The sequence below is a fragment of the Segatella copri genome (assembly GCF_026015295.1).
Classification (GTDB): Bacteria; Bacteroidota; Bacteroidia; order Bacteroidales; family Bacteroidaceae; genus Prevotella; species Prevotella copri_C.
Genome location: NZ_JAPDUW010000001.1, coordinates 652,632 through 666,006, shown reverse-complemented (window position 1 = coordinate 666,006; position 13,375 = coordinate 652,632). Strand labels below are relative to the sequence as shown.

Genomic DNA, 13,375 nt, shown 5'->3' with positions numbered 1-13,375 from the left:
ACTTTTTGTTTTCAATGCCAAATTTTATGCTTAGCTTTGCGGCGGAATCTGTATGATTCAATTTTACATCAACTTCTAATCATTGGCTTAAAAATGACAACAAAAGAACAACAACAAAGACAAGAAATGGTATTACCATCTTTCTTCTATGCTATCGCCTCCAGCGAAAGCAGACAACTCATCAGTCTTGATGAACTGCAGCGAATTATCACCCTCGACGCCATGACCCAGGCTCGTACCGAAGACTACCGCAAGAACATGCGCATCAGCAGCGAGCTCGCTCATCAAACCAAGGTGATGATGCCAGGCATCACTACCTCCGTGCTCATGGACGGACGGGGCAAGGAACTGCGCAACGTGGTGAAGACCACCCAGATGATCGCCGTGGATATCGACAAGATTCCTGCAGAAAAGATGAAGGAGGTCGTACAGAAGGCGGACGCCGACCCTCACACCATGATGAGGTTCATCACCGTGAGCCAACGAGGCCTGCGCATCATCTCCAGATACCTGCCCATAGATGACGACGAGGTGACCGCACTGGAACTTTTCGATGTGATCATACGCAAGGCGATGAGCTATTACAGTAAGTTGCTAGGCGTGCCTGCCGACGAGCAATGCGTAGACATCACCCGGATGTGCGGACTCGCCCACGACCCTACCGCCTACTTCCATTGGGACGCAGAGCCTTTCGGCCTGGACACCCACGACCTGAAGGCGCTCTACACCAAGAAGGCCAACGAGGCGAAATATGCCAAACGTGCCAGCAAGCGCAAGCGAAACAGCCAGAAGATGGTGGCACTGGGCAAAGGGGTACCCTCTATGGACGAGGCAGCGCAGCACATACTGAACCTACTCGACACGTGGGGCTACAAGTTTGAGAGCGGTGCCCACAACGAGTATGTGCTCCACTTCGGCAAGGTGTGCGTGCGCTATGGCATAGACAAGGAAGAGGCAATGACCTACGCCAAAAGCAACTTCAGCTCCGACTATCCCGATGCTGACAGCGTGATGAAATCATGCTACAAGCACACCGAGAAACTAGGCACCTGGCACTTCTACCGCAAAGGCGAGGGCTTCTCGGGTAAGCCGACAGTCAAGGTAATCAAGCAGTGGCTCTCGATGAGATACGAGTTTCACCACAATGAGGTGACGGGATTTCACGAGGTGCTGAGTCGCGATATAATCAAAGGCAAATACCATAAGTGGACCCGCATCGACGACAACATAGAGAACACCATCTGGACCCAGATGGACGAAATGGGACTCGAAGTGACCGCCATCAAGCTGCACGCCATCATCAACAGCGACTTCAGCGAGCCTTGGAATCCCTTTGACGAATATCTCAGGAGTCTGCCCAAATGGGACGGAAAGACCGACTACATCGACGAGCTTGCCAATCGGGTAACCATCAACTATTGCCCTGGCTACCACCACTCGCAGGAAGAGTTCAGATACTTCTTCAAGAAATGGCTCGTATCGATGGTGGTGGCATGGGTATCGCCGAGAGTGGTGAGCCAGACCATCCTGATATTCATCGGGAGGGGTGGCATCAACAAAACCACATTCTTCTATTATATCCTGCCACCATGCCTGCGCCAGTACTTCATCAACGAGTCAACCGCCAACTATACCGACAAGGACTTCATGGAGGCTTTCTCAAGCAAGGCACTCATATGCCTCGACGAGCTGGAGTCTACCTTCGGCAAGGGGCTGAGCGCCCTCAAGAGCAACGTCACCAAGCTGGTGTTCTCCATCCGCCGCCCCTACGACAAGTATCGTTCGGAACTGCTGCACCGTGGTGCCCTCTGTGGCACCAGCAACAGCATACAGATCATCACCGACGAGGAGAACCGCCGCTACTCACCATGGTTCGTAGACAATATCGAGAGCCCTAGGGAGACACCCATCGACTACCAGCACGTCTATGCCCAGGCTGTAGCTCTGGGACAAGAGGTAACCAATCGGGTGAAGAACCAGGAAGAGGGTTGGGTATACTGGCTCACCACCGTCGACATCGACGTGATGAGGGAGCACAACGGCATGTTCATGGTTTCCAACTTCATGGAAGACCAGATACTGCGCTTCTACAAGGTGCCGAAATCAGACACCGCCCCTCAATATGTAAAGTTCCGCTATTCATCGGAAATCATGGAGCGCATAGGCGGAAGTCCCGCCCTGAGCCGCAACATGAGTCACCAGAATCTGAGCGCCGTGATGCAGAGACTGGGATTCAAGAAGGTACACCGCGCCAAAGGCAACGGATGGCTCGTAATAGAGAAAAATCCGGGAGAAATCAACACCGAGGCGATCTGCAGTCCAAACGAATGCGCAGAAACGTACCTGAAACCGTACAGAACCATAGCTACGGATAGCCAGAATGGTTCTGACCAACAATAAGCAGCATTCTGGCAAGTGCTAACCAGCATTGCCAGCAACGCTAAGTATCATCAAGAGAAACGCTAAGTATTATTACCGCGATTCATAAAAGTCAAATCTATATGAAAATCAAGATATACAAAAAATTCGAGCTTGCCAAGCTCTACTTTCCGGAGCAGTCGAAACACGTGGCACTAAACCACCTGATGCGAATGGTAAACCACTGTCCGCCTCTGCTTGAAGCCTTGCGAAGAGAGGGCTACGAACGGTTGGCGAAGACCTTCACCATGCGCCAGACGCTGCTCATCTATGAGTATCTGGGCGAGCCATAATACTGAGTTTTCCAGTTTTATGCCCCATCGTATCCCTATCTCACCCCTATCGTACAGAAGCCTCTTCTGAAAGTCGTATCTTTGCAACCGTAAACAAGAAACAAGCACTGCGCAGCGCTTTAATACACGAAACACGAACCATAAAACAATTTATTAGCCTTATGATTGAGTACGATTTAAAGAAGAACAACAACAAGAAGAACGTGAAGGCTTATGGCAAGTACTACGCCAAGCCCCACATTAGTGAAACTGTAGATCTCGATGAGCTCGCCGACCACATGCATGGTCACAACTCTCCATTCTCAGCCGGGACCATCAAGGGCATCCTCATCGATGCCGTGACCCACATCAAGGAGCTCCTGCTCATGGGCAAGAATGTAAAGCTCGACAACCTCGCCATCTTCTACATCAGCATCAAGAACAAGATGGGTGCAGAGAACGCCGACGACTTCAACGTATCTAAGAACATCGAAGGAGTAAGAATGAAAGCCCGCGCCACGGGCGACTTCCGCTCTGTGAATCTCAACCTCGACGCCAACTTGAAGAAGTATGGTGCTAAGAAAAAGAAGTCTTCGACCACCACCGACACCGAAACAACTACACCATCGGGAGATACAGGCAAGAGCGACTCTGGCTCTACCACTAACCCAGGCAGCAGTTCGGAAGGCGATGGACTTGAGTAACCGGGGATTGAAAATCCCCTTAACAAGTTTTTAAAATCAATTGACCGAAAATGACACAAGATCGATTTCCGATGACGATTGGCGGCGAGGAGGTGCTCAATGAGCATCTCCTGCTCGCCTACACAGAGAACGGCGAGATGATGGACTCACCTCTGAGCGTCCGTTTTCTCGTAATTCATTGCTCGGCAACACGTGCCGACCGTAACTACACCGACAAGCAACTGATGCGCGACCACAAGAAGCGTGGATTCCGCACCGTGGGCTACCACTTCTATGTCCACAAGGACGGAAGCATCACGCAGTTCAGAAAGCTGCTGGAGGTGGGCTCACATGCCCGCCCATACAACCGCTGCTCCATCGGCATCTGCTACGAGGGCGGGCTGGATGACGAGGGGCGTCCTGCCGACACCCTTACCCGGGCCCAGTATGACGCAATGTGGAATCTGCTGCGCAAGCTCAAGATCACGTTCCCACAGGCTAAGATAGTGGGTCATCGTGACTTGCCGGGCACCACCCCGAAGGCATGCCCTTGCTTCGATGCAGCGAAAAAATTTCCACTTTAATGCTTAATGTTGAATGTTGAGTGTTGAATTTTTAATTTTAATTTGAACTATGAAGAAAGAAACCATCAAGAAGGTGATCAATTTCATCATCACCGTACTTACCGCCGTAGCTAGCGCATTCTGCGTACAGAGCTGCCAGTAAATTCCCAGTAATCAAACCTTAACCTTAAGTTCTAATTCTACCAGTATTGCCAGAAGATGCCGAGGCGGTGCATGTCGGAGCCCACCATGTCGTACATATCGTGCTTCATAAGCCACTTGCATCGTTTCTGCACCTTCTTGCCATACTGCCCATCTATCGAGAACGCATTTCGCTGGAACTTTATGCCCATCAACTTGAGCTTCTCGTAATCGCGCTTCTCCATATAGAGGTAGCGCTCAGGATGGGCAAGCACGGGCGTGTAGCCCTTGTTCTTGATGCGCTCCAGGAGGGCATGAAAATTCATCGGGGCAGAGAAGATGCTCGTCTCCACCAACAGAAGCTTGCCATCCTCGCCCAGCGGCAACAGGTCGTTTGCCTTCAGGCGCTTTTCGAAGAGCGCATCTAGCATATTTTCGGCTGCGAGATGCAGCCGGAGCATTTTTCTGTCAGCAGGGTTTCGCTCGGCGAAGTCCTGCTGATATTGTTTCTGGAAGTCGGCAAATACTTGGCGCAAATGGGTGGTCTCGTTGGGTACGTCTTCCATAATATGAGGCGTAAACCAGACATCCCTCATGCCTGCGCCTTCGTAAAGGCACAACATTTCCAACGACTTCTTTACCTCTTGAAATCCGTCATCCACGCCGGGCAGGATGTGGCAGTGCCAGTCGATGCCGCCGGGGAGTCTCTCTGATGATGCTTTCTTGCTTGCCGTCGGATTGCAAATCCAACGGAACGCCTCACGGAATATATTCATATTTTTCTATTCTTTTATCCAATTTTCTACTTTCCTATTTTTGCCCCCCATTCTTGTCGGAGCCGTAGTGGTAGCCGTAGCCATAGCCATAGTGGTAGCCATAGCGATAGTAGTGGCCGTAGCGGCCGCCCTGAGCCTTGGTTCCGTTCAGAATGAGCGACATATTCTTAAATTTCTTGTCCTTGTAGAACTGCTCGATGTCGCCCAGCATACTGCGCTGCATCAAGCCCGAGCGTACCACGAAGATGGTGCGGTCGGCAAGTTTCTCTATAATCTGGGTATCTGCCACGATTTCCACTGGTGGACAGTCGATGAACACATAATCGTACTCACCCCTCATCTGCCTGATCATCTTCTCCAGACGGTCGGTGAAGAGGAGCTCCGTAGGGTTAGGCGGCATGGTACCGATAGGCAGCACGTCGAAATCCTTCACCAGTCCATACTCCTCGCCATGGCAGATGATGCCCTCCAGGTCATCGGTCCTGCCGTTGAGATAGTCGCTGAGTCCCTCGCCAGGGCTGCCCACGAGCATGGATGTGGAACCATGGCGGAGGTCACCATCGATGACGAGCACCTTCTTCTTCTTGATGGCGAGCGACATGGCGATGTTGCCTGCCAGGTGACTCTTGCCCGAGCCTGGGTTGAAAGACGTAAGGATGATGACGTTCTGCTCGGGATGGGTGCCTATCATAAACTCCATGTTGGTGCGCAGCACGCGGAACGCCTCGTTCACGATGTCGCGCTTGCCTGCCTTCACCACAATCTGTCGCGTCTCCTTCGGCTTCTTCCAGAACTGGATGCGCTGCAGAAGAGTTGGTCTGTTCTTGCGACTGATGCAGTATGGTATCTCACCGAGGAATGGTATGGTGATGTTCTTGAGGTCGTTTCTGCCCCTCACCGTCGTGTTCATGTTCTCACGGATAAAGATGACTACCACAGGTATCAGGAATCCGAGAACGAAAGCCACGAGGATGATGTTGCGGCGCACAGGCTGCACGGGCTTGATGTCGCCCGTAGGAGGGGTGATGATGCGCGTGTTGTAGGCGGTGAAAGCCTTGGAAAGCTCGTTTTCCTCTCTCTTCTGCAAGAGGAAGAGGTAGAGCGCCTCCTTCACCTTCTGCTGGCGACCCACCGTTTGCAGGTACTTTGCCTGGCTAGGGTTGCTGGCTATCTGGCTGGTGGTCTGCGCCTCGTTTGCCTGCAGGTTGCCAAGCTGCGAGTTGAGTGTCACCACGAAGTTGTCGATACTGGTTACGATGCTATGGCGCATGGAGGCGAGGCTCTGGTCATAGTCAGCCACCAATGGGTTCTGCTCGCTGGAGTTAGCCACCAGGTTGTTGCGCTCCAGCTGCTGCTTGTTGTATTCGGTAATCTGCTGCTCGATGCCCGGGCTGTTGATGCCGATATTGGCTGGCAGGAGCTGGTTCTTGCCCACCTTGCCCGTCAGGAAGTCGCGCAGGTAGCGTGCCATGGAGAGGCGTGAGTTCAGCTCGAGTATCTGCTTGTCTACGTCGCCGCTCTTCTGCATGTATTGCTGTGCGGCGGTCTCTACGTCGGGCAGCAGATTGCGGCTCTTGAACGAGGAGATGTCATTGTCTACGTCGCCCAGTTCTCGCTCGATGACGCCCAGGCGCTCGGTGATGAAATGGGAGGTGGAGACGGTCATCTGGTTCTTGTCCTCTATCCAGTTCTTGCGGTATACGGAGATGATAGTGTTCAGCACGTCCTCGGCGCGCTGGGTGAGCTGGTCCTTATAGGTCAGGTCGATGACTGTTGCCTTCTCCTCGCTGATGCTTGCCGAGAGCGACGCCTTGATATGGTCGGTCATGGCATAGAGGTTGGTGCGGGTCACATGCAGTTTCCTGCTCTCATGTCCATTGACGAAGGCTGAATAGCCCGGTGCCTGGTCTACGCATACATAGCCCATCGCCGTGCGGACGGTCTGGCCCAGCTTGCCCTGTACCTCCTCGTCCGATTCCACTTCGTTTCCAGCCTTGTCGGTGCCACTCACATGTACGATGGAAAACAGGTTGCCATGCTTTACCTCTACATCCAAATTAGCGCTCTGCATATCGTTCAAGCTATAGAAACGAACGGTTACAGGCAGCGTTCTGCCATAGAGAGCCACAGGATGGAAGGTACCGTCTTCACTGTAGTTTACGTCGAGTTTAAGCTGCTTGCCTGCCTCCAGCAAGACGGCTGGCGACTGAATGGCAATCAACTCGTTGTTGACGTTCGACTTGCCTCCCGAGAGTCCCATGTCGGAGAACATACTGGCCACATCGCTGTTGATGCTCTGGCTCTTGCCGTCTTCCTTGATGAGGATGGATGCCGTGCGCTGATAGACACCCGGCGTGGAGAGGAGGTAATAAGTGGCTATGCCCAGGGTGACGACGAGCGAGATAACAAACCATCGCCAGCGCACAAGGCACAGATACATTAAGTCTTGCAGACGAATGAAGTCTTCTGCCTGCTGGGGGCGACGACCCGAAGCATTCTGCATCGTCGCTTGATTATTCTGAATCATTGTTTGAATGTTGAGTGTTGAATGTTGAGTGGTGAGTGTTCACTCTACTCTTACATTATTTCTTGATAAGTACTGCCACGCTGGTGGCAAGTGAGGCAAGGCTAATCCAGAAGCCCGTGCTCCTGACATTGTTGCCATTGACCGTGCTCTGGCGAGCCTTGGTCTCGTTGGGGCTGATGTAAACCACGTCGTTCTGCTGCAGGTAATATACCGGACTGTTGAACACGCTGTTTCCCGAGCAGAGATTGATCTTGTATATCTTCTGGTGGCCGTTTTCCTGGCGCAACACCATCACGTCTTCGCGGGTGCCATAGATGGTCAGGTCGCCCGCCTTGCTAAGGGCATCGAGAATAGTCACTTTCTCGTCCTCGATTTCATACTGTCCAGGGCGTGCCACCTCACCAATCACCGAATAGTGGAGATTTGTCAGGCTGACGGTCACCACGGGATCCTTCACCAAGTTGCGCTCCACGAGAACTTTCTTGATTTCCTCGGCAATCTGCTCTCGGGTACGACTTGCCACATGCAGGGTGCCCAGCACAGGAAAGTCGATGTTGCCCTTGCTGTCTACCGTATAATAATAGGCATCCTTGGCGATGGACGACGTAGAGTAGCTGGTGGCGGTTCCCGTAAGGTTGAAGAGCTGTGTGATCTGTGGATCCTTGCTCTTCACGCCGATGTAGAGTTTATCTGTTGGCTTGGCGGTAATCACCGCACTTTTCAGATTGATTAGCGTGTCAGGATTTTGGTTAAAATCCTGGAAATAAGCTATTTGTCGTGGGGTTCCACAAGCTGACAGGACAAGAAGTCCCGTACAAAAAGCTCCAGAAAGCAATGAATTACAATATTTCATATGATTTTATATTTTTTCTAGAAAACATCTTGGTATATAGGTGGTGGCGACGGCACAGATTCCCTCTATCATAACGATGAGCCGATGGTCGCCATTGATGCGCTTGATTTCGCCCTCCAGACCTTTGAACCTGCCGTCGATGACCCTGACTCGTTCACCTTTCTTCCAGTTGAAGGCTCCATCCTCGAAATATTCCAGCCCCTCCTGATCGCCCGACGATACCATCATGAACATCTGCATCTGTCGGTTGGGAATGGCGATGGGCTGTGGGTCGAAGTCCACCAGCTGGCGATATAGCCTTGCCTTGCCACACAGTTCCCGCTCCAGGCATAGCGCCTGTCGCTTGTTGCTGCGCATGAAGAAAAGCGAGGGTATGAGTGGGCGCTCCACCACAATCTTCTTGCCTTGGCTGTTTACATGTCTCTCTTTTACGAAGGGGGCGTAATATTCCATCACATCGCCCATCATATCTTCGGGGAATGTGTTTTTCATCTGGTCAGGATCCTTAAGCACGTTGTTGAACAGGTTGAACAAGTCCCGGCAAAGCGCCTCTTTGTTCATGAACACGCGCATGGCATACCATGATGCCTCTGTCTTGGCTGGTTCGCCAAGAGTCTCGGCTTGTATGCTTAGAGAATGATTGATATCTTTTATTGAATTGTCCATTCTTTCATTTTAAGTATTCTTATACAGACACATTTTCTCTTCCCCCTTATGTCGAAACGAGTCGTCACAAGCAGCAAGGAGATTGAGACAGTATACTTCTCGTAAAGCTTCTGTCGTTCGGAGCAACCCTGATCCAGGCGATGCTGTACCCGCAATCCCATTTGGGTAACTAAGCCTCATATTTCCTGGTTTAGTTCTCAAACGCGCCGCAAAGTTAACAAAAAAAAAAAAAAAACGAAAGAATGTTAGCGCAACTTTAGCTAAAATTAGTTTTTTTAACCGTTTTCCTAATATGTGTTAATTTTACTATTTTATTTGCATACAAAACATAAAATCGGGGTAAATCTCTTTCAATAAGTGATTTACCCCGATTAAACATTATACAGATGGAAGGAAACTTAGTTGTTTACGCTACCTCCCACAATATCAAGCAATTCATTGGTAATGGCCTGTTGACGACTCTTGTTGTACTGCAAGTTGAGTTCGCGCAAGAGTTCATCGGCATTATCCGTAGCGGTCTGCATGGCCACCATTCTGGCAGCATGCTCACTCGCCTGGCTATCCAGCAACGCTGTATAAATCATCAGACGAAGCTGCTTAGGAATCAAGACTTCCAAAACAGTCTCCAAGTCTGGCTCTACAATGAAGTCATCATTCAGAGGTTTTGCCTCAGAACTCTGGCGTCCGTCAGCTTCAGCCTGCTTTTGGCGCAGATATTCCTGAGCCTTTGCCGTAGCCACATTAGAGGTAAGGTCACGATCGTTGTCCACTCCTATCGACTCAGTGCTGAGGTCAATAGGCAAGAAAGTCTTGCGGGTCAGAATCTGTGAACCGGCACTCTTAAAGTGATGATAAATCATCTCCACCTTATCGAGCTCACCAGCAGCATACTGCTTGGCAAGTGAATGGGCGATATCTGCACAGGCGCTGGCATGAGGATGATCGGCAAGATCATTAAAGTTACCGCCAATCTTCAAACCCAGTTTCTGTGCCTTCTCTGCCACTTTTCGTCCGATAGGATATACCGTGATGTCGTCAATGCCTTGAGCCTTATACTCGTCCACCGCATGCATCATCATCTTGATAACGTTGGAATTGAATCCACCACACAAGCTGCTGTTAGAACTGTATACCACAAGAGCTACACGCTTGATTTCCTTGTGCTCCAACTGCAACGGATGGTCGACATTCGGAGTACTTACCAGGAAACTCTTGAGGATATGTTCCAGCATATTTCCATAAGGCAGCATATTTTGGATAGCTACCTGAGCATGATGCAACTTACTGGAAGCCACCATCTTCATCGCACTCGTAATCTTACGGGTACTGTTAACGCTGGCTATGCGAGTTTTAATCTCTTTTAATGACGGCATAGGCTATTACGCTTTATATTGTCCTGCAACATTAGCCATGGTCTCCTCGACTGCCTTAATGGCATCGTCGGTGAGTTTACCATCGCCCAAAGTCTCAATCACATCAGCGTGCTGGCTGCGCATTGCATCGAGGAACAGATCCTGACAGTCGCGAACCTTATTCATTGGCACGTCGTGCATCAATCCGTGAACACCACAGTAGAGAATAGCTACCTGCTCGCCTACCGGCATTGGGCGGTACTGAGGCTGAACCAGCAACTGGTCGTTCTTACGGCCACGGTCCAGAGTCATCGCTGTTACGGCATCCATATCGCTAGAGAACTTTGAGAAAGCCTCCAGCTCACGATACTGAGCCATATCAATCTTCAGTGTACCAGCTACCTTCTTCATACTCTTGATCTGGGCAGAACCACCTACACGAGATACGGAGATACCTACGTTGATAGCTGGACGGAAGCCCTGGTTGAAGAGGTCGGTCTCAAGGAAGATCTGACCGTCGGTGATGGAAATCACGTTGGTTGGGATGTATGCTGATACGTCACCTGCCTGTGTTTCGATGATAGGGAGGGCTGTCAAAGAACCACCACCCTTAACGTGACCCTTCATGCACTCTGGAAGGTCGTTCATCTGCTCGGCTACCTCCTGCTGGTCGTTGATACGAGCGGCACGCTCCAACAGACGAGAGTGGAGATAGAAGACATCACCAGGGTAAGCCTCACGTCCGGATGGACGGCGGAGGATCAGAGATACCTCACGGTAAGCCACAGCCTGCTTACTCAAGTCATCGTATACGACGAGAGCTGAGTAACCACGGTCGCGGAAGTACTCACCGATAGCTGCACCGGCAAATGGTGCGTAATATTGCATGGCTGCAGGATCGGCAGCGGTAGCACTTACGATGATGGTATATGGCAGGGCTCCATGCTCCTTGAGGTTCTGTACCAATGCAGCAACGGTAGATGCTTTCTGACCGATAGCTACATAGATACAATATACTGGCTTGCCAGCCTCATAGAAACTCTTCTGGTTGATGATGGTATCCACTGCGATGGCAGTCTTACCGGTCTGACGGTCACCGATGATCAACTCACGCTGTCCACGACCGATAGGAATCATAGAGTCTACCGCCTTCAAACCAGTCTGAAGAGGTTCCTTTACTGGCTGACGATAGATTACACCAGGTGCCTTACGATCCAAAGGCATCTCGAAAGAATCGGTGAGGTCGATGTCACCCAGACCATCAATAGCCTGACCCAGAGGGTTTACGACACGTCCGAGGAAGTTGTCGTTTACGCGGATAGAAGCAATACGGTGTGTACGCTTCACGCTCTGTCCCTCCTTGATGCCAGCTGTAGGACCTAAGAGGACACAACCTACATTGTCTTCCTCCAAGTTCATGACGATAGCCATGGTTCCATTCTCAAACTCAAGAAGTTCATTAGCCTCGGCATTACGCAGACCATAGATACGAGCCACGCCATCGCTGACGGTAAGCACGGTACCCACCTCGTCAAACTGCTGAGAGCCATTAACCTCCTGGAGCTGCTGCTGAAGAACCTCAGACACCTCACTTGGTTTAATTTTATCTGACATTTTGTTATTTACTTTAATTAATTTTACTTTTTGAGCTGTGTCAGAATGTTGTTGAGCTTAGTCTTTACGCTCGCATCCATTCTGTAAGTATCATACTCAAGGATGAAACCGCCAATCAGTTCAGGGTTCACCTCGGTCTTGAACTCCACAGTACCTTTCGTTCTCTGCTCCACCATCTTGCGCATCTTGTCCTCTGTAGAGGCGTCAACGGCAGTGGCGGTGATCAGCTTACCGCGGATGATGTTCTTCTGTTTCCTGTAAAGAGTGATATACGAAGCAGCCATGAATTGCAGGGTGCTCTCCCTATCCTCTTTCAAGACGAGAGCGATAAACTTCTTGCTCAGTTCCGTAGGCTCTTTGCCCAGGGCTGTGATGAGAAGTGCCTCTTTCTTGTCTTTGGAAAGCATAGGGTTGTCTATCGTAAATCTCAGTTCAGGCACGTCGATGTAGCTCTTAAAGAGCGTCTGCATCTCCTGGTAGACCTGATCTTCGAGCTTCATGCCGAGTGCAGCCTTGATGAGGGCACGGGCATAACGCACCGATATTACACCTATATCCATAAGCTTTACTATTTGTTGTCAGAAGAAACCTCGTCCAGCAGTCGATTTATCATATCCATCTGTGCCTTGTCGTCAGAGAGCTTAGCCTTGAGCACCTTCTCTGCAATCTGAACAGAGAGTTCTGCTACCTGGCCGCGGATTTCACGAATGGCATTCTGCTTCTCGGTCTCAATCTGCTTCTTGGCATCAGAGAGGAGACGCGCGCCTTCTTCGCGTGCTTTATCCTGTGCTTTCTCTACAATGGCATCGCGGGTTTCGGCAGCCTCCTTGAGGAGGGCAGCCTGCTTCTCGCGAGCTTCCTGCAAGATGGATTCACCTTCTTTTTGGATATTGGCAAGCTTCTCGTTGGCTTCGTGAGCCTTCTTCAGACTATCATCAATGAAAGCCTTGCGCTCGTTCACCATCTTAATGATGGCTGGGAATCCAGCCTTCCAAAGAATGATGAAGACGATGATGAAGACCAGCGTCATCCAGAAGAGCAAACCGCTATCAGGAATTAATAAATCCATATATACTGGTTAAAGTTTTACTTAAACGTTTTATTTTAACTAACTCTAGAATCATCTCTATCATGCCCCGGAAAGACATCAGGCTGATGCCTGAGACTTCCATTTATCGGGACAGATGATAGTGACAGATGAGATGATTACATAACGATTGCCAGGATGGCGATGATGACAGCGAAGAACGCAACACCCTCAACCAACGCAGCTGCGATAATCATAGAAGAACGGAGGTCGCCCATCTTCTCTGGCTGACGAGCCATAGCGTCCATAGCCTGGCCACCAATGCGACCGATACCAATACCTGCGCCAATAGCGGCCAAACCTGCACCTACTGCGGCACCCAACTTTGCAATCTCTGCTGCTAATAAAAGTGATAACATAATCTTAATAATTTAAGTTGTTTATATTTTCTTTGTTTATTATCTGAATGAAATTAGATCCGTA

The 13,375-nt window shown here is 50.4% G+C and carries 14 protein-coding genes; 5 read left to right on the top strand and 9 right to left on the bottom strand.

The window, feature by feature from the left end:
- The first annotated feature begins 93 nt into the window (after positions 1 to 93).
- The 5 genes from ONT18_RS02690 (at position 94) to ONT18_RS02670 (ending at position 4,099) form a co-directional block, all read left to right on the top strand.
- Positions 94 to 2,400, top strand: a complete 2,307-nt coding sequence (locus ONT18_RS02690; protein ID WP_264903892.1) for a BT4734/BF3469 family protein — start codon at positions 94 to 96, stop codon at positions 2,398 to 2,400.
- Between the two features lie 101 nt (positions 2,401 to 2,501).
- Positions 2,502 to 2,711 (top strand): DUF4248 domain-containing protein, encoded by a 210-nt coding sequence (locus ONT18_RS02685; RefSeq protein WP_117692838.1) that lies wholly within the window; start codon positions 2,502 to 2,504, stop codon positions 2,709 to 2,711.
- Positions 2,712 to 2,872: 161 nt separating this feature from the next.
- Positions 2,873 to 3,394 carry a DNA-binding protein gene (locus ONT18_RS02680; RefSeq protein ID WP_118416149.1) on the top strand — a complete coding sequence of 174 codons (522 nt, stop codon included), beginning with the start codon at positions 2,873 to 2,875 and terminating at the stop codon, positions 3,392 to 3,394.
- A 50-nt stretch (positions 3,395 to 3,444) separates the two neighbouring features.
- Positions 3,445 to 3,957 (top strand): N-acetylmuramoyl-L-alanine amidase, encoded by a 513-nt coding sequence (locus tag ONT18_RS02675; protein ID WP_117692836.1) that lies wholly within the window; start codon positions 3,445 to 3,447, stop codon positions 3,955 to 3,957.
- Positions 3,958 to 4,006: 49 nt separating this feature from the next.
- A complete protein-coding gene (locus ONT18_RS02670; protein WP_153073356.1) occupies positions 4,007 to 4,099 on the top strand; it encodes a smalltalk protein in 93 nt (30 codons plus the stop codon).
- Positions 4,100 to 4,136: 37 nt separating this feature from the next.
- On the opposite strand, the gene ONT18_RS02665 is transcribed toward ONT18_RS02670, so the two are convergent.
- The 9 genes from ONT18_RS02665 to atpE all read right to left on the bottom strand — a co-directional run bounded on the left by ONT18_RS02665 (position 4,137) and on the right by atpE (position 13,311).
- On the bottom strand, positions 4,137 to 4,853 hold the full coding sequence (locus ONT18_RS02665; RefSeq protein WP_264903891.1) for a tyrosine-protein phosphatase: 717 nt from the start codon (positions 4,851 to 4,853) through the stop codon (positions 4,137 to 4,139).
- Between the two features lie 34 nt (positions 4,854 to 4,887).
- Positions 4,888 to 7,380: a GumC family protein gene (locus ONT18_RS02660; RefSeq protein WP_264903890.1), complete on the bottom strand. Its 2,493-nt coding sequence runs from the start codon at positions 7,378 to 7,380 to the stop codon at positions 4,888 to 4,890.
- A gap of 55 nt (positions 7,381 to 7,435) precedes the next feature.
- A complete protein-coding gene (locus tag ONT18_RS02655; RefSeq protein WP_264903888.1) occupies positions 7,436 to 8,233 on the bottom strand; it encodes a polysaccharide biosynthesis/export family protein in 798 nt (265 codons plus the stop codon).
- A gap of 6 nt (positions 8,234 to 8,239) precedes the next feature.
- The gene (locus ONT18_RS02650) at positions 8,240 to 8,899 is read right to left on the bottom strand and encodes a UpxY family transcription antiterminator (protein WP_264903886.1); all 660 of its coding nucleotides are present in this window, start codon (positions 8,897 to 8,899) and stop codon (positions 8,240 to 8,242) included.
- Between the two features lie 398 nt (positions 8,900 to 9,297).
- On the bottom strand, positions 9,298 to 10,272 hold the full coding sequence (locus ONT18_RS02645; protein ID WP_264903884.1) for a F0F1 ATP synthase subunit gamma: 975 nt from the start codon (positions 10,270 to 10,272) through the stop codon (positions 9,298 to 9,300).
- A 6-nt stretch (positions 10,273 to 10,278) separates the two neighbouring features.
- On the bottom strand, positions 10,279 to 11,865 hold the full coding sequence (atpA, locus tag ONT18_RS02640) for a F0F1 ATP synthase subunit alpha (RefSeq protein ID WP_022121945.1): 1,587 nt from the start codon (positions 11,863 to 11,865) through the stop codon (positions 10,279 to 10,281).
- 23 nt (positions 11,866 to 11,888) lie between these two features.
- Positions 11,889 to 12,425 carry a F0F1 ATP synthase subunit delta gene (locus tag ONT18_RS02635; protein ID WP_022121944.1) on the bottom strand — a complete coding sequence of 179 codons (537 nt, stop codon included), beginning with the start codon at positions 12,423 to 12,425 and terminating at the stop codon, positions 11,889 to 11,891.
- Between the two features lie 8 nt (positions 12,426 to 12,433).
- The gene (gene atpF, locus ONT18_RS02630; protein WP_006846850.1) at positions 12,434 to 12,934 is read right to left on the bottom strand and encodes a F0F1 ATP synthase subunit B; all 501 of its coding nucleotides are present in this window, start codon (positions 12,932 to 12,934) and stop codon (positions 12,434 to 12,436) included.
- A 137-nt stretch (positions 12,935 to 13,071) separates the two neighbouring features.
- Positions 13,072 to 13,311, bottom strand: coding sequence for an ATP synthase F0 subunit C (gene atpE / locus ONT18_RS02625; protein WP_006846851.1), 240 nt, complete (start codon positions 13,309 to 13,311; stop codon positions 13,072 to 13,074).
- Positions 13,312 to 13,375 lie beyond the last annotated feature (64 nt).

Bases quoted from the DNA above. Each gene is read 5' to 3' on its own strand.
- ONT18_RS02690 (WP_264903892.1), top strand. From the start codon at position 94: ATGACAACAAAAGAACAACAACAAAGACAAGAAATGGTATTACCATCT.
- ONT18_RS02685 (WP_117692838.1), top strand. From the start codon at position 2,502: ATGAAAATCAAGATATACAAAAAATTCGAGCTTGCCAAGCTCTACTTT.
- ONT18_RS02680 (WP_118416149.1), top strand. From the start codon at position 2,873: ATGATTGAGTACGATTTAAAGAAGAACAACAACAAGAAGAACGTGAAG.
- ONT18_RS02675 (WP_117692836.1), top strand. From the start codon at position 3,445: ATGACACAAGATCGATTTCCGATGACGATTGGCGGCGAGGAGGTGCTC.
- ONT18_RS02670 (WP_153073356.1), top strand. From the start codon at position 4,007: ATGAAGAAAGAAACCATCAAGAAGGTGATCAATTTCATCATCACCGTA.
- ONT18_RS02665 (WP_264903891.1), bottom strand. From the start codon at position 4,853: ATGAATATATTCCGTGAGGCGTTCCGTTGGATTTGCAATCCGACGGCA.
- ONT18_RS02660 (WP_264903890.1), bottom strand. From the start codon at position 7,380: ATGATTCAGAATAATCAAGCGACGATGCAGAATGCTTCGGGTCGTCGC.
- ONT18_RS02655 (WP_264903888.1), bottom strand. From the start codon at position 8,233: ATGAAATATTGTAATTCATTGCTTTCTGGAGCTTTTTGTACGGGACTT.
- ONT18_RS02650 (WP_264903886.1), bottom strand. From the start codon at position 8,899: ATGGACAATTCAATAAAAGATATCAATCATTCTCTAAGCATACAAGCC.
- ONT18_RS02645 (WP_264903884.1), bottom strand. From the start codon at position 10,272: ATGCCGTCATTAAAAGAGATTAAAACTCGCATAGCCAGCGTTAACAGT.
- atpA (WP_022121945.1), bottom strand. From the start codon at position 11,865: ATGTCAGATAAAATTAAACCAAGTGAGGTGTCTGAGGTTCTTCAGCAG.
- ONT18_RS02635 (WP_022121944.1), bottom strand. From the start codon at position 12,425: ATGGATATAGGTGTAATATCGGTGCGTTATGCCCGTGCCCTCATCAAG.
- atpF (WP_006846850.1), bottom strand. From the start codon at position 12,934: ATGGATTTATTAATTCCTGATAGCGGTTTGCTCTTCTGGATGACGCTG.
- atpE (WP_006846851.1), bottom strand. From the start codon at position 13,311: ATGTTATCACTTTTATTAGCAGCAGAGATTGCAAAGTTGGGTGCCGCA.